At 69.0% G+C, this 14,695-nt stretch carries 13 protein-coding genes; 7 read left to right on the top strand and 6 right to left on the bottom strand.

Annotated features, from left to right (window positions below; genetic code table 11):
• Positions 1-3: 3 nt before the first annotated feature.
• From A5705_RS05365 to A5705_RS05355, 3 genes are all read right to left on the bottom strand, one after another.
• Complete coding sequence (locus A5705_RS05365; protein ID WP_067883301.1) at positions 4-813, bottom strand: MOSC domain-containing protein; 810 nt, start codon at positions 811-813, stop codon at positions 4-6.
• Between the two features lie 76 nt (positions 814-889).
• Positions 890-1,213 (bottom strand): DUF732 domain-containing protein, encoded by a 324-nt coding sequence (locus A5705_RS05360; protein ID WP_067883302.1) that lies wholly within the window; start codon positions 1,211-1,213, stop codon positions 890-892.
• 376 nt (positions 1,214-1,589) lie between these two features.
• A complete protein-coding gene (locus A5705_RS05355; protein WP_067883356.1) occupies positions 1,590-2,942 on the bottom strand; it encodes a PPE domain-containing protein in 1,353 nt (450 codons plus the stop codon).
• Between the two features lie 193 nt (positions 2,943-3,135).
• Here A5705_RS05355 and A5705_RS05350 point away from each other — a divergent pair, with 193 nt between their 5' ends.
• Positions 3,136-4,179, top strand: a complete 1,044-nt coding sequence (locus A5705_RS05350; RefSeq protein ID WP_068275954.1) for a bifunctional 2-polyprenyl-6-hydroxyphenol methylase/3-demethylubiquinol 3-O-methyltransferase UbiG — start codon at positions 3,136-3,138, stop codon at positions 4,177-4,179.
• Positions 4,180-4,222: 43 nt separating this feature from the next.
• On the top strand, positions 4,223-4,780 hold the full coding sequence (locus tag A5705_RS05345) for a tat pathway signal sequence (RefSeq protein ID WP_068275951.1): 558 nt from the start codon (positions 4,223-4,225) through the stop codon (positions 4,778-4,780).
• 3 nt (positions 4,781-4,783) lie between these two features.
• Here A5705_RS05345 and A5705_RS05340 read toward each other — a convergent pair whose 3' ends face one another.
• Together A5705_RS05340 and A5705_RS05335 are read right to left on the bottom strand one after the other, a co-directional pair.
• A complete protein-coding gene (locus A5705_RS05340) occupies positions 4,784-6,289 on the bottom strand; it encodes an FAD-dependent oxidoreductase (RefSeq protein WP_068275948.1) in 1,506 nt (501 codons plus the stop codon).
• A gap of 60 nt (positions 6,290-6,349) precedes the next feature.
• Positions 6,350-7,111: a hypothetical protein gene (locus A5705_RS05335; protein WP_068275946.1), complete on the bottom strand. Its 762-nt coding sequence runs from the start codon at positions 7,109-7,111 to the stop codon at positions 6,350-6,352.
• 65 nt (positions 7,112-7,176) lie between these two features.
• On the opposite strand from A5705_RS05335, the gene A5705_RS05330 reads away from it, so the two are divergent.
• From A5705_RS05330 to katG, 3 genes are all read left to right on the top strand, one after another.
• On the top strand, positions 7,177-8,427 hold the full coding sequence (locus A5705_RS05330) for an Ig-like domain-containing protein (protein ID WP_068275998.1): 1,251 nt from the start codon (positions 7,177-7,179) through the stop codon (positions 8,425-8,427).
• A gap of 132 nt (positions 8,428-8,559) precedes the next feature.
• Positions 8,560-9,009: a Fur family transcriptional regulator gene (locus tag A5705_RS05325; protein ID WP_197521240.1), complete on the top strand. Its 450-nt coding sequence runs from the start codon at positions 8,560-8,562 to the stop codon at positions 9,007-9,009.
• 48 nt (positions 9,010-9,057) lie between these two features.
• Complete coding sequence (katG, locus tag A5705_RS05320; protein WP_067883307.1) at positions 9,058-11,241, top strand: catalase/peroxidase HPI; 2,184 nt, start codon at positions 9,058-9,060, stop codon at positions 11,239-11,241.
• Positions 11,242-11,370: 129 nt separating this feature from the next.
• On the opposite strand, the gene A5705_RS05315 is transcribed toward katG, so the two are convergent.
• Entirely contained in the window at positions 11,371-12,132 is a 762-nt protein-coding gene (locus tag A5705_RS05315) for a DUF1906 domain-containing protein (RefSeq protein ID WP_067883308.1), read from the bottom strand.
• A gap of 632 nt (positions 12,133-12,764) precedes the next feature.
• Here A5705_RS05315 and A5705_RS28400 point away from each other — a divergent pair.
• Entirely contained in the window at positions 12,765-12,977 is a 213-nt protein-coding gene (locus tag A5705_RS28400; RefSeq protein ID WP_231982367.1) for a hypothetical protein, read from the top strand.
• A 4-nt stretch (positions 12,978-12,981) separates the two neighbouring features.
• Positions 12,982-14,616 (top strand): CHASE2 domain-containing protein, encoded by a 1,635-nt coding sequence (locus A5705_RS05305; protein WP_067883310.1) that lies wholly within the window; start codon positions 12,982-12,984, stop codon positions 14,614-14,616.
• The last annotated feature ends 79 nt before the right edge of the window (positions 14,617-14,695 follow it).

The following is a 14,695-nucleotide window of genomic DNA, read 5'->3' as shown; positions in this document are numbered from 1 at the left end:
CGGCTATGTCCCAACGGTGACGGGGTCGCCGACGCGGATGACGCCCTGCGCCAGCACCTGCAGGTAGGCGCCCGCGCACGGCTGCGGTCCGTGACCGCCGGTGTTCCAACGGTTCTCGGTCGCGGGGATGCGAAGCGCCTGCGGGGCACGCGGCAGCGGGCCGTGCTCGAGCGTCGGCACCACGCACCGTGAGGTGGACGTCAGGGCGCGCAGCCGCGCCTCCCCGACCGCGATTTCTTTTCCGATCCAGTCGCTTTCGCCATACGGCGGGTAGCCCGGTGGCGTCGCGATAACCAGGTTCGGCCGGTAGCGCAGCGCCTCGACGCCGATGTGGTCGAGGGTGGCCGTCGTGATCGCGTGCAGCGGGGCCTCGTCGGTGAACGAGTCACCCGGGGTCGACTGAGCGATCTCGAGGATCCGGCCGCCGACCTCGGCGTCCGACGCGTCCAAGCCGAACTCCAGCAGCTTCTCCGGATCCGGGCGTTCCAGCGTTGCGCCGTCCGGTCGCTGCCTGACCAGCCGGACCTTCCGTCCCAGCAACCTCGACAGCGCGTCGTCGATGTCGGGGTCGTCGGACGCGACGTTCGTCCCGTCGGGCAGCCGGATGCTCACCCGCCCGGCGCCTGCGGCGGTGCACTTCAGCAGGCCGCGCCACAGCCGTGCCTGTTTGGCGCTCGCCACGTGCCCGGTCTCGGTGTCGATGAGGGCCAGCCGCCGGTCGCCCTCGGCGCCGCCCTCGTCGACGAACAGGCTGTCGACGCTCTCGCCGAGCATGGACTTCACCGGGTACCGGCGCAAACTCTCCACCCGCATCGGCACCTCCCCACCCCGCGCACATCGCACACACCGTGATGGAAACAGTATGTGTTCGCCGGGTGGAGCGAAGTGACTAGCCCGGGCAGTAGGTCGACTCCGCCGCGCTGACCCAGCCGGTCATGTCCGCGAACGAGAAGCCCTTCGAACTCATGCTGGAGTGCAAGTCGGCGGCGATCGCATCGGGCGTCTTGCCGGCCATCCGGTCGGCGCAGACCGCGTGCCCCATCGCGATCATGTCGGAGTCATTCGACGAGGGCCACGAGAATCCCAGGTTCTTCAGTTTGGCGAAGTATGCGTCGTCCGTGGCGTCGGCCGACGCAATGGCGGTGCTTGCGGTCAGCGCGGCGCCAACCATCACGGGGATAGTCAGTTTGGTCAGCCAGCGAGGTGCAGACATTTCGTGCCCCTTCTTTTCTTCGACGTCCTGGGTGTCGTCAGTATATGGGTGTTCACGCCGGGCGAATATTAAAAATATAAGAAACCTGGGGCAGCCGATTTGCGGGGTTACGACGATCGGCGCCCAGCCCGTGTGCCACCCGTTCGTGAAGGTGGTGGTCGGGATCGGTCGTCGGGGCGCCCCGCCGGAAGCGCCCTGGGCGGAAATCGCACAGCCGGTTCTCATATTCGGCGTGGCCGCCGGAGAAGTGGCAACAACGGGTTAACCCGGTGGCGGCAATGCGACGTTAGCGAATACGCGCGGTTACCGGCCGGCCACCCGCCGCCATTTGCCGTCAAATGGCAACTATTGCCCTGATCGACAATTTGCTACGGGCTCAATGGGCCAGCAGGCGCTTTTTCTGCGCGGTGAATTCCTCGTCGGTGAGCACTCCCGCATCGCGCAGGGACGCCAGCTCGCGCAGCTCGGCGGCGATGCTGGTGACCGGGCCCCCGGCCGGAGCCTCCGGCGGCGCCTCCTTCTCGTCGGCCTTGCCGCTCGTCGTGGGCAGCCCGATCCGCTCCCGGCGGCCGGGGCCGCCGCCGGCACCGCCGGTGCCCGCCATCGCACGCCCGGCCATGCCCGCCAGCGCCATCTGGCTGAACAGGCTCCCCGCGCTGCCGGCGGAGGCGTCCGCGGCGGCCGCGGTCGCCGCCGGCAAGGCGACCGCCAGCGGCCGGATCATCGTCGTCTCGTAGGTCCAGGCCGGTGGAACCGACAGCGCCCCAATCGTTTTCGCTTCGGCAAGACCCGCCGTCGCGGCCGAACCGCCGGCCAGGTTGGTGATCACCGGGAACGGCGTGGGCGGCACCGGCGCCGTGCCGGGCCAGGCCTGAATCCCCGCCCAGCCGCTGACGATGTCGTCGGTGTGGAAACCGGTCAGGGCGCCGACAACGTCGAAGGGAAGAGCCACGAGCGTCCCTGGCGCGTCGATACCAAGTCCCGCGACGCTGGCCGGCGCGTCGAGGAAAATCGCAATCAGATCGCTTATCAGGCCGAGCGCGTCCAGCGGCGTCGCCTGGGCCGGAGTCGCCGCGAGGCTGGTCAGGGCGCCGGGCACCGCGGACATCGCCTGCGGGACACTCGACACCGCGGCCTGCGCGTTGCCCGCCGAGGTGCCGGTGGCCTCCGCGACGGCCGCCGCTTGGGTGGCCGGCCCGGCCGAGTTGGTGTTCCGCGGCGGCGGCGAGAACGGCGTCAGCGCCGTCGCCAGCGCCGAGGCCGCGGCGTAGCCGTACATGGCGACCGCGTCCTGGGCCCACATCTCGGCGTACTGCGCCTCGGTCGTCGCGATCGCCGGGGTGTTCTGGCCGAAGATGTTCGTCGCGACCAGGGCCAGCAGCAGGCTGCGGTTTGCCGCGACCACGGGAGGCGGCACCGTCTCGGCGAACGCCGTCTCGTAGGCCGCGGCCGCGGCCTTGGCCTGGTTGGCGGTCTGCTCGGCCTGCGCGGCCGAGACGCTCGTCCACGCCACGTAGGGGGCAGCCGCGGCGGCCATCGATGCCGCCGAAGGGCCGAGCCACGGCCCGGCGGTCAACGCCGCGAGCTCCGATTGATAGGAACTCGCCGCCGAATGCAGCGCGGCGGCCAACCCGTCCCAAGCCGTCGCGGCGGCCAGCATCGGCCCGGACCCGGGGCCGGCGTAGATGCGGGCGGAGTTGATCTCCGGGGGCAGCGCTGCGTAGTCCATGTCGGTCCCTTCGATCGATGCAAACGTCGCCGGCGCATCGACGGCCTCGGCGGCTGGGCGGCGCAGTACTTTCCGTCACTAGTACATGTCCGGCAAATGAATGTTGCCGTTAACACGGTAAACAAACGTGTGAATGATCGGCGTCGGAGCCCGTCCCTGTGCGCCCGGGGAGCGGGTCGTGTAGAAGAGTCTGGTGGACGAGCCACCCCCCAAATCGTTCGATCGCTCGATGTTGCGCGACGCGATGGTCAGGCGGATGTATCGCCGATCATTGGCCGAGGGCCAGATTACCGTGCCGGCCGTCCCGGGCATGCTCGACGAGTACGTCGAGTTGTGCGCCAACCTCTGTGCCACCCTGGGCGTTCCGTACACACCGGAACAGTCGATTCAGCTCAGGAAGGTGCTGGAAGGCGAGCTGGCCAAGGCGTTCAAGGCCTCCCAGCGTTCCGACATCGCGATCTCGTTTCAGCTGCCTTTCGGGACCGGCCTGAACTACCAGGTCAAGGCCGAATGGCGGACGGTCGAGGCGGACTACGACAACTGGGTGGCCACCCGGCCGCCGCCGCTGTTCGGCACCGAGCCCGACGCACGCGTGGTGGCGCTTGCCCGTGAGGCGGCCGACCCCGCGACGTTCCGGGTGCTGGACGTCGGCGCCGGAACGGGCCGCAACGCGCTGGCCCTGGCCCGGCTCGGCCACCCCGTGGACGCGGTCGAGATGGCGCCGAAGTTCGCCGATCTCATGCGCGCGGAGGCCGAACGTGAATCGCTGGGCGTGCGCGTCATCCAGAGCGACGTCTTCACGGCCGTGGAGGGCGTCCATGACGAGTATCAGTTGATGGTGCTCGCCGAGGTGGTGCCCGACTTCCGGACGACGCACGAGTTGCGCGGCCTGTTCGAACTGGCCGCCGACTGCCTGGCCCCCGGCGGACGCCTGATCTTCAACGCCTTTCTGGCGCGACCGGGCTACACGCCCGACAGCACCGCCCGCGAGCTCGGGCAGCAGTGCAACACCATGATCTTCACCCGGGACGAGGTGGCCGGCGCCGGGGCGGAGCTGCCGCTGGCGCTCGTCGCCGACGATTCGGCCTACGAGTACGAGAAAGCCAACCTGCCCGAGGGCGCCTGGCCCCCGACGGGCTGGTTCGAGGGCTGGGCCAGCGGCCTCGACGTCTTCGACGTCAAGCGGGACGAATCACCGATCGAGTTGCGCTGGCTGGTCTACCAGAAATCGGGCTGAATCGTTCGAATATCATTGACGCACACGGTATTGGGGGTGCGTGATGGGGTATCTGGAATCGAGCAGGCGTTCGTTGCTGATGGCGGCGCCATTGCTGCTTGCGGCGGTCGCCGCCGGCGACAAGTCGCGCAGCACGGGGCACCTGACGGATATCGATTTGTCGCCGCCGCCCGGCACCGGCCCGGACCCGGCCGAAACTTTCGTCCTGCCGTACGACAAGATCGGTTTCCAGGCGTGGGGCAACCTGCCGCCCCGCAGCGGCGAGATGGCGATGCTGTACGGGGATTTCAACCAGCCTGGACCCTACCTGGTCATGATGAGATGGAATCCGGGATGGTTCAGCGCGCCCCACACCTATGCCACAGACCGGATACAGGTCGTCGTATTCGGCACGTGGTTCGTCAACAGCGGCAATGACTTTCGGCCTCAGGACGCGGTGCCCGTCGGCCCGGGCGGTTACGTCAAGCGGACCGCCCGCACCCCCCACTACGACGGCGTCCCGGCGAATCAGCCCAACCCGGCCGTGATCGCCGTTTTCGGGGTCGGCCCGGTCGACATGCAGCTGGTCGACCCCGCCCAGCCGTCGTGGCGTCAGGTCTGACACCTAGGCGGTCAGGTCGCGGGTGGCCGGCCCTTCCAGCAGCGTTCCGTCCGGCGCGAACCGCGAGCCGTGCAGCGGGCACTCCCACGCCTCGTCGGCGTCGTTCCAATTCACGATCCCGCCCAGGTGCGGGCACACCGGCGACACGCGGTGCTCGGTGCCGTCCACGCGGCAGCGCGCCTCGAGGTGCCACGGCGGCCCGCTCACCACGCCGCCCTCGCCGTTGACGGGGCTGCGACTCCCGGTGCGCAGTACCGGCGTGATCCAGCCCTTCGCCAGGTCGAACCCCACCTCGGCGTTGAACTGCATGGCCGTCAGCAGACCCGACAGCTCGTGGGGGCTCCAACTGGCGAACGCCCTGGACCAGTCCATCCGTCCGCCCAGGATGCGGCTGGACAGGGCCAACGCCGCGGCGACGCCGTTGGTCATGCCCCACTTGTTGAAACCCGTTGCGACGAAGATGGTTTCGGTGTTCGGCAGGATGGGCCCCACATACGGCAGGTGGTCGATGGGCGTGTAGTCCTGCGCCGACCAGAAGTGGGTCTGCACGGCGCCGGGATAATGCTTGCGCGCCCAGTCCGAGAGTTCCGCCAGGGATTTCGAGGGGCTCTTCTTACGGCCCACCGTGTGGCCGGCCCCGCCCACGATCAGCCGCTCGCCGTCGGCGGTGGGCGCGTAGCGCACCGAGCGCGTCGGCGAGTCGGTGGAGATCATCATCGGCCGGGTGATGTTGCCGGGAACCTTGAACGCCAGGCAGTAGGACCGGCTGGGCTTCACCCGCGCGAAATAGCCGCCGCGGTCCAGGATCGGGATTCCGGTGGCCAGCACCAGCTGTCCGGCCTCGAGCTCGACATCGCGCTGCGCGGCGTCGTCGACGTGCACGCGCACGCCCCCGCCGCGCCAGGACACCCGCCGGACCCGGGTGTGCTCGACCAGCCGTCCACCGCGAGCGAGTAGCTCGGTGGCCAGCGAGTCGAGGAACGGCATGGGATCGAACTGGGCCTGGTCGGGCAGCCGCACGCCGCCGTGGTACGGGAACGGCACGTCCGCGTCGTCGTCCCACACCGCGGGCAGGCCGACCGCCTGGCAGGCCTTCAGCTCGGCGCGGGCGGACAAGACGCCCTTCGCGGACTGGGCATAGGTGTAGGCGTCCTCGCGCTGCACCGCGATGCCGTGCGCCTCGCAGTGCTGCAGCACCCACTCCTGGCCCTCCCGGTTGCCGTCGACGTAGGCCCGAGCCACGTCCCGGCCGTGCCGGGGCAGGAGCCGCGACAGCTGGGTGCCCTGCAGCAGGCTGATCTTGGCGGTGGTGTTGCCGGTGGCGCAGGCACCGACGGTGCGCGCCTCCAGCACCAGCACGTCCATGCCGGCGCGGGCCAGCAGGACGGCGGTCGTCAGTCCGGTGATCCCGGCGCCGACGACGATGACGTCGGCGGTTCGGGGACCGTCATCAAGCTGGCTTGCAGCCCAAGGCTGTTCGGCTCGGTCGGCCAACCATAAAGAAGTCACGGCTGGGCTGATACCCGCGGATCACCGGCGAAAACCTGGCCGCCGCCCGCGTGGTCGCGATCACGCCCGTTTTAGCTGCGCTTTTGCCTCTTTGACCGATTCGGCGGCGGCCCGGCCGGCCCGCTGCGCCTCGTCACAGGCGGCTTCGGCTTTGTCGAGTCGGCGTTCGGCGTCGCGCAGGACCGCGCGCGCTTCGTCGCGGCGCTGCCGGGCCGCGTCGCGGTCTGCCTTCCGCTCCGACAGGGTGCCGTCGGCCTCTGCCTTGGCCCGCTCGGCGTCGGCCAGACCTTTCTTCAGTTTCTCCTGACGCCGCTCCGCGGCGGTGCCGGATCGCTCGGGGGGCGCGGCCGCGGGTGCCGCCTCGCCGACGCCGAAACCCGACCAGCTCTCGGGCTTGGCCAGCCGACCGAGCCGCTCGGTGATGTCGGGGTCGGCGATCGCGGCCTGCAACGTGCCGGCGACGTCCTCGCGCACCGCCGCCGACGGCCGGTTCACCTCGGCCGCTGCCAGCGCGGCCCGGGTGAGTTCGTCGATCAGTTTGTGCTGCTCGGCCGACAGGGCGCGGATGCGTTCGCCGTCCATCTCGGCGTGCGCGGCCCGCAGGCGATCACCCAGGTCGGCCAGGCGCTCCTTGGTGTCCTTCCGGTCGAGCGCGAGCCGGTTGACGATCCAGGCCGCCGTCGTGGGTTTGCGCGCCGCCCCGATGTGTTTGGCGGCCGCCGCGTCGCCTTGCCGCTTCGCCTCGGCGACCAACTCGGCGCGCAGCGCGGTGAACGCGTCGGGCTCCGCCCAGTACAGACTGTCGAGTGCGTCGTCGGCCATGACGCCATGATCCCCCGCGGGCGGCCTGACGTTTCGCCGCGAACGCCGTGGGCTACATGATGCTCATGCCCGCAAGCGACGCAAACAGGGGTTGGGCTCCATGGCCCCGCCGGTTCTTGTCGGCGTTGCTTGTGGTCCTCGGCGTGGTCGGCCCGACCCTGGTGGCATCGTGCTCGCGCCACGGTGCCGCATCGAAAGCGCCTGCCGCCGCCCAGATAACGATCACGCCGGGCACCGGCGCACACGACGTCGACCCGCTCGCACCGGTCATGGTGAAAGTCGACGGCGGGACGCTGACCGACGTCAGCATGGTCAACGAGAGCGGCAAATCGGTCCAGGGCGTGATGACGCCCGACAACACCGTCTGGAAGCCGACCGTTCCGCTCGGGTACGGGCGCACCTACACGCTGACGGTCAACGGCCGCGGACCCAACGGCGCTGCGGCCACGCAGGTTTCGACGTTCTCCACGCTGAAGCCGTCCAACCAGACGAAGGTCTCGTTCACCACCACGTCCGAGGCTTCGCTGCACGACGGCGGCACCTACGGCGTCGGAACCGTGGTCGTCGCGCACTTCGACGAGCAGATCGCCGACCGGGCCGCCGCGGAGCGTCAGCTGAAGGTGACGACCAACCCGCCGGTGTCCGGCTCGTGGTTCTGGGTCGACGGCCAGAACGCGCACTGGCGCCCCGAGCACTACTACGCCCCGGGAACCACCGTCACCGCCGAGGCCAAGATCTACGGAATCGCGTTGGGCGACGGCCTGTTCGGGCAGGACGACACGCGGGTGTCGTTCCGGATCGGCGACGCGCACGTATCGATCGCCGACGACGCCACCCACCAGGTCAGCGTCTTCAACAACGGGGCGCTGGTGCGCACCATGCCGACCTCGATGGGGATGGGCGGCACCGAAGACGTCGCCGGCCACACCATCTCGTTGTGGACCCCGCCGGGCGTCTACACCGTGCTCGACAAGGGCAACCCGGTGGTGATGGACTCCTCGACGTTCGGGTTGCCCAAGAATTCGCGCCTCGGGTATCGCGAGACCATCAACTGGGCCACCAAGATCAGCACCGACGGCATCTACCTGCACGAGCTCGATGCGACGGTGTGGGCGCAGGGCCATCGGGACACCTCCCACGGGTGCCTGAACCTCAACGCCGACAACGCGAAGTGGTTCTACGACTTCTCGGTGCCGGGTGACGTGGTCGAGGTCCGCAACAGCGGCGGACCGCCGTTGACGCTTGCGCAAAATGGCGACTGGACGCTGAACTGGGACCAGTGGCGCAAGGGCAGCGCCCTGCAGCCGGCCTCCTAGACCCGGCTGTCGAATTGCGCTCGGGCACAACGCCCGTCGCCCACCGCTGGGCGTGTTGGCGGCCAACGTTCACCGGCTATTCGGCGACACTCCTTTTGTAAAGTCTTGACTGATTCAAAATTAGAGAGTGATATGGACCACGTGTCCTCATCGGCGAGTAACGCGGACCGGCTGCGGATGGCCGACCTGCGGGTGACCCGGCCGAGGCTCGCCGTGCTCGAGGTCGTGCACGCCAACCCGCATGCCGACACCGACACGATCTTCACCGCGGTGCGCGACGATCTGCCCGACGTGTCGCGCCAGGCGGTCTACGACGTGCTCAGCGCCCTGACGGCCGCGGGCCTGGTTCGCCGGATCCAGCCGCTGGGGATGGTCGCCCGCTACGAGGCGCGAGTCGGCGACAACCACCACCACGTCGTGTGCCGCTCCTGCGGGGTCATCGCCGACGTGGACTGTGCGGTCGGTGAGGCGCCGTGCCTGACACCCTCGGACGACAACCACGCTTTGGAGGGTTTCGTCCTCGACGAGGCCGAAGTCATCTACTGGGGCATGTGCCCCGCTTGCTCGACAGCAGATTCTTGATCACTCCGGTGATCACAGCCCGATTCACCTAACCCCGAAAGGAATGTTGTGTCCGAGAGCGAAAACCCGGTAATCCCCGCGCCCGAGCCCAAAGCCCATGCGCCCCTGACGATCCGGGACTGGTGGCCCGACCAGATCGACGTGTCGACGCTGCACCCGCACTCGCCGCAGGCCAACCCGCTCGGCGACGACTTCGACTACGCCGCGGAGTTCGCCAAGCTCGATCCCGAGGAGCTCAAGAGGGACGTCATCGCGGTGATGACGAACTCGCAGGACTGGTGGCCGGCCGACTACGGCCACTACGGCGGCCTCTTCATCCGGATGAGCTGGCACGCCGCGGGCACCTACCGCATCTTCGACGGGCGCGGCGGCGGCGGCCAGGGCATGCAGCGCTTCGCGCCGCTCAACAGCTGGCCGGACAACGTGAGCCTGGACAAGGCCCGCCGGCTGCTGTGGCCGGTCAAGAAGAAGTACGGCAACAAGATCTCCTGGGCGGACCTGATCATCTTCGCGGGCAACTGTGCGCTGGAGTCGATGGGATTCAAGACCTTCGGCTTCGCGTTCGGCCGCGAGGACGTCTGGGAGCCCGAGGAGATCCTGTGGGGCGAAGAGGACACCTGGTTGGGCACCGACAAGCGCTACTCCGGCAAGCGTGACCTCGCACAGCCCTACGGCGCGACCACCATGGGCCTGATCTATGTGAACCCCGAAGGCCCTGAGGGCAAGCCCGATCCCATCGCCGCCGCGATCGACATCCGCGAGACGTTCGGCCGGATGGCGATGAACGACGAGGAGACCGCCGCGCTGATCGTCGGCGGGCACAGCTTCGGCAAGACGCACGGCGCCGGCAGCGGCGACCTGGTCGGGCCCGAGCCGGAGGCCGCCCCGATCGAGCAGCAGGGGCTGGGCTGGAAAAGCTCGCACGGCACCGGCGTGGGCAAGGACGCCATCACCAGCGGTCTGGAGGTGGTGTGGACGCCCACGCCGACCAAGTGGGACAACACCTTCCTGGAGACCCTGTACGGCTACGAGTGGGAGCTGACCAAGAGCCCCGGCGATGCCTGGCAGTTCGTCGCGAAGGACGGCGCCGGTGCGGGCACCATCCCCGACCCGTTCGGCGGCCCGGGCCGCGCCCCGACGATGCTGGTCACCGACATCTCGATGCGCGAGTCCCCGATCTATCGGGACATCACGCGGCGCTGGTTGGACCACCCCGACGAGTTGACCGAGGCGTTCGCCAAGGCCTGGTACAAGCTGCTGCACCGCGACATGGGGCCGATCAGTCGCTATCTGGGGCCGTGGGTTCCCGAGCCGCAGCTGTGGCAGGACCCGGTTCCGGCCGTCGACCACGAACTGGTCGACGACAACGACGTCGCCGCGCTGAAGAAGAAGGTGCTCGACTCCGGCCTGTCGGTTCCGCAGCTGGTCAAGACCGCCTGGTCCGCGGCGTCCAGCTTCCGGCGCACCGACAAGCGCGGCGGCGCCAACGGGGCGCGGCTGCGCCTCGAGCCGCAGCGCAGCTGGGAGGTCAACGAGCCCTCCGAGCTGGACAAGGTGTTGCCCGCGCTGGAAAAGATCCAGCAGGACTTCAACGCGTCGGCGTCTGGCGGAAAGAAGATCTCGCTGGCCGACCTGATCGTGCTGGCCGGATCCGCCGCGGTCGAGAAGGCGGCCAAGGACGCCGGCTACGAGATCTCGGTGCACTTCGCGCCGGGGCGCACCGACGCCTCTCAGGAGAACACCGACGTCGAGTCGTTCGCGGTTCTCGAACCGCGGGCCGACGGGTTCCGCAACTACATCCGCGCCGGCGAGAAGGCCCCGCTGGAGCAGTTGCTGCACGAGCGGGCCTATTTGCTGGGCGTGACCGGTCCGGAGATGACGGTGCTCGTCGGGGGTCTGCGCGCGCTCAATGCCAACCACGGCGGCAGCAAGCACGGCGTGTTCACCGACCGGCCCGGTGTCCTGACGAACGACTTCTTCGTCAACCTGGTCGACATGGACAACGCGTGGAAGACGTCCGAGTCGGCGGAGAACGTCTACGAGGTGGTCGACCGCAAGTCGGGCCGGCTGAAGTGGACGGCCACCGCCAACGACCTGGTCTTCGGGTCGAACTCGGTGCTGCGTGCGCTGGCCGAGGTCTATGCCCAGGACGACAACGAGGGCAAGTTCGTCGAGGACTTCGTCGCCGCCTGGGTCAAGGTCATGAACGCCGACCGGTTCGACCTCAAGTAACGCCCGGATAGACGCGACGCCCCGCGGGCCGCTGGTTCGCGGGGCGTCGTGCGTCAAGAGGTCGTTCCCGCGACACGTAAACGACGCACACGACGCGCCGCCGGCGGTCGCAGACGCTTATGTCTGGGTTCAGCGCGGGAAGTCCCACTGGCCGTAGTCGGGCGCGAGCACGTCGTCGATGTCCACGTTGATCCCGCCCAGCAGCGGACTCGGGTTGGACGGGCTGTTGACCACGGCCTGATAGAGCACCGCCGCCGGTTCGCGCTCCCCGTTCGACCACGACCTGGTTTGCCACGCCCACCGGTGCCCCGGCGTGCTGGAGTTCCCTATCACACCGTCGCGGATCGCCCACCCGCAGGCGCGGGCATGCCCATAGACGCCGGTGCGGCCCACGCCCAGCACCGAGTTGATGCCCCGAAACCACTGCACCGCAGGGCCGTTCCACGTGTTCTCGTCGATGTTGTCGTCGACGCTGAAGAAGATCGGGGCCGAGGCCGTCCCCCCTGCCGCGTTGTGCAATTGCAGGGCGGTGTGCGCATCGGCCACGCCGCCGTCGTACCCGCGGGTGAAATCCGACGGGTCGGGCCAGCCCGGTTTGCCGTACTGGAAGTTGCTGACGATCTGAAGGCCCGCCGCCCGCAGCGCGTCCGCGTACTGGCGGGTGATGGGCTTGGCCTCGAAGTTCGCGCCGGGCCGCGACTCGGACACGTAGTTGACCACGCCGCCGTAGCCCGCCGCCTTGATCTCGTCCGGCGCGATCCTTTTCTCGGCGAAATCGATCAGCCGCACGTCGGCGGCCCGCGCCACGTCGTCCGGCGCGGCCGCCGCGCCCAGGCCCAGGAGAACCGGTGCGGCGAATTTGAGGACGTCGCGCCGTGAGACCGATCGCACGGCGCGATGGTAACAAAGTCAGATTCGGTGCTCGGCCTGGATGAATTGCGCGGCTTTCGGCGTCGAAGTGGTCCCGGTCGCCGCGGTGCCCGCGCCCCCACACCAAGATCTGGCGGCACGCGAGGGCGAGGCGAAGGGTGCAACCAGCCGGCTCGCCTAGGCCGGAGCTGACCGAGAATCGGACACACTCACCTGTGGGTTTACTCGGTACGATCGCGTTGGGTAGCTCCCCCAGTGGAGGGTGATTCATGGCCCTGAGTTCGCGCCGGCCGGCCATTGGATGGATCACGGCGGCGTCGGTTGGTCTGGTGACCGCCGGATGTCTGGCGTCGTGTGGTGTTAACAGTGCGGGCCAGGGGCCCGCTTCCTCGAGCCCGGCTCAGCCGGCGAGTGCCGGCGCGGAGGTTCGCCTCGCGTGCGGAACGTATTGCCAGAGCGCCGGCGGAATCGGTGGCACCGGGGGCACCAGTCGGCCGGCAGTCACGATTGTGGCCCGCGGAACCGTCACCCTCGACGCGGATGGCCACGTACCCGTGACCTTGACATGCAATCTGCCGGTGCAGTGCAGGGGTGCGCTTATCGTTGACCTGAACTCGATCAACGACGGCAGTCGCGGCCGATCGGACCTTCTGGTGAACGCGGGCGCGACGTCGACGCTCGGTGTATTGCTGCCGGCACCGTCGGTCGCCTATCTCCGCTCCCATGGCCCGACCACACTCGAAGTGACCGCCGACAGCGGCCAATCGCCGGGGACCGCCCACTGGGATCCCTCCGCTGCGGGTGGGCCGTGGGTCGGCGGAATCACGCCGGTCGACGTCAGGGGTCTGACGGTGGTCGCCGCGTGACGACGTGAAGCAGTCCAGGTTCCGCCCCACCCGCCGCGGCATGCTCGTCGGAGCGGTCGCGACCGTCGACGCGGTCCTGGTGCTGGTTCTCTATGCGGCGGGGGTTTTGGACAATGTCGAGCGGCAGAGCGTCGACGAGCGATTCGCATGGCGGGGAACAAGATCGCCCGGTAACGACATCGTGATCGTGGGCATCGATCAGACCACGCTGCAGGCGATGGGCACCCGGCCACCGCTGCCACGTTCGGCTTATGCCGAGGTGCTCGATCGTGTGCGCGCGGCGTCGCCACGCGTCATCGGCATCGACACGCAGTTCTTCGGGCGGTCCGATCCCTCGGACGATAAGACCCTGCTGGACGCCATCTCCCGCGACGGACCCGTCGTCCTGGGCACCCTCGTGGGGTCCCAGGGGCCGATCAAGGTGCCGGCAGATGTGGCCGACGCGCCGGGAGCGGTGGCCGCGAGCGTGGCGATCGACAAGGACCCCGGCGGTGTGCTGCGCCGGATGGGGTACGCGCAGGAGCGGCTGCAAACGTTCGCCGTGCGCACCGCCGAGATGTATCGCCGACAGGCGGTGAACCCGGGCGACTTCCCCGGCGGCGAGGCCTGGATCGACTTTCGCGGGCCCCCGGGCACGTTCCCGCACTACTCGTTCTCCGACGTCTTGGCAGGCACGATCCCGCGGACCGCGTTCACCGGCAAGGCGGTGCTGATCGGTGTCACCCTTCCGGTCGGCGAGGATGTGTTCGTCACTTCGGTCTCTCCGATTCCGATGCCGGGGGTCGAGGTCCACGCCAACGCGCTGTGGACCGTCCTCGCCGGCTTCCCGCTCAAGTCGGCGGGGACGCCGGCGGACGTCGCGCTCGTCCTCGCCCTCATCCTGATCCCCGCGGCGCTCGGCGCTCGCAAACCGAGCCTGTACACGCTGGCGGGATCGGTTGTCCTGCTGGTCGCCTTCGTGTTCGGGGCGCAGCTCGCGTTCAACGCGGGCTGGATCGTCACGGTCGTCTACCCCATCGTCGGTCTGCTGGCCGCCACGGCGGGCATGGTCGCCGCCGACGCATATATGGAGCGGCGGCAGCGGAAGGCACTCGAACTGGCGCTCGGGGACCTCCTGCCGCCGCAGAACCCCCCCGCCTTCTTCATCAGCTACCGGCGCGGCCAGAACACCTGGCAGGCGCGGGACATCCGGCGAGAGCTCGCGCGACGCTATGGAGACACCAGCGTGTTCATGGACACGTCGTCGATCGAATACGGCGAAACCTTCCCCGACCAGATCGCCAGTGCGATCAGGGGCTGCAGCGTCATGCTCGTGCTGATCGGACCGCACTGGCTCGAGCCCGGCGCCGGCGCCCGGCGCGTCGACGATCCGAACGACTGGGTGCGCCGGGAGGTCGAGGCGGGCCTGCAACGCCGGGAAGCCGTGGTGATCCCGGTGCTCCTCGACGGCGCCGACGTCCCGGCCGCGGCGCTGTTGCCCGAACCGATCAAGGGCCTGGCGACTCGACACGCTGTCGCGATCACCGGCGACGACCTCGCCGCCGACATCGACAACCTGCTGCGGTCCGTGGAGCGGGGCCGTCGAAGAGCTGCCCATCGGGACAGCGATGCGTCCGCCGTCGCCCCACATCAGGGCTAGTTGTGGGGCCGTCCGGGCTCGTTGCGTCATTTAGGTCGGCGAACTATAGTCTGGACACATGTCCAGTTTGCTGTCGCGG

Origin of the sequence: Mycobacterium sp. E787 (assembly GCF_001668725.1) — a bacterium.
Taxonomy (GTDB): Bacteria; Actinomycetota; Actinomycetes; order Mycobacteriales; family Mycobacteriaceae; genus Mycobacterium.
Note: the sequence above shows the minus strand (reverse complement) of the source record. Positions and strands in the feature narration are given on the sequence as shown.

Coding starts and splice junctions, on each gene's coding strand:
- A5705_RS05365 (WP_067883301.1), bottom strand. CDS start 813: ATGCGGGTGGAGAGTTTGCGCCGGTACCCGGTGAAGTCCATGCTCGGC.
- A5705_RS05360 (WP_067883302.1), bottom strand. CDS start 1,213: ATGTCTGCACCTCGCTGGCTGACCAAACTGACTATCCCCGTGATGGTT.
- A5705_RS05355 (WP_067883356.1), bottom strand. CDS start 2,942: ATGGACTACGCAGCGCTGCCCCCGGAGATCAACTCCGCCCGCATCTAC.
- A5705_RS05345 (WP_068275951.1), top strand. CDS start 4,223: ATGGGGTATCTGGAATCGAGCAGGCGTTCGTTGCTGATGGCGGCGCCA.
- A5705_RS05335 (WP_068275946.1), bottom strand. CDS start 7,111: ATGGCCGACGACGCACTCGACAGTCTGTACTGGGCGGAGCCCGACGCG.
- A5705_RS05330 (WP_068275998.1), top strand. CDS start 7,177: ATGCCCGCAAGCGACGCAAACAGGGGTTGGGCTCCATGGCCCCGCCGG.
- A5705_RS05325 (WP_197521240.1), top strand. CDS start 8,560: ATGGACCACGTGTCCTCATCGGCGAGTAACGCGGACCGGCTGCGGATG.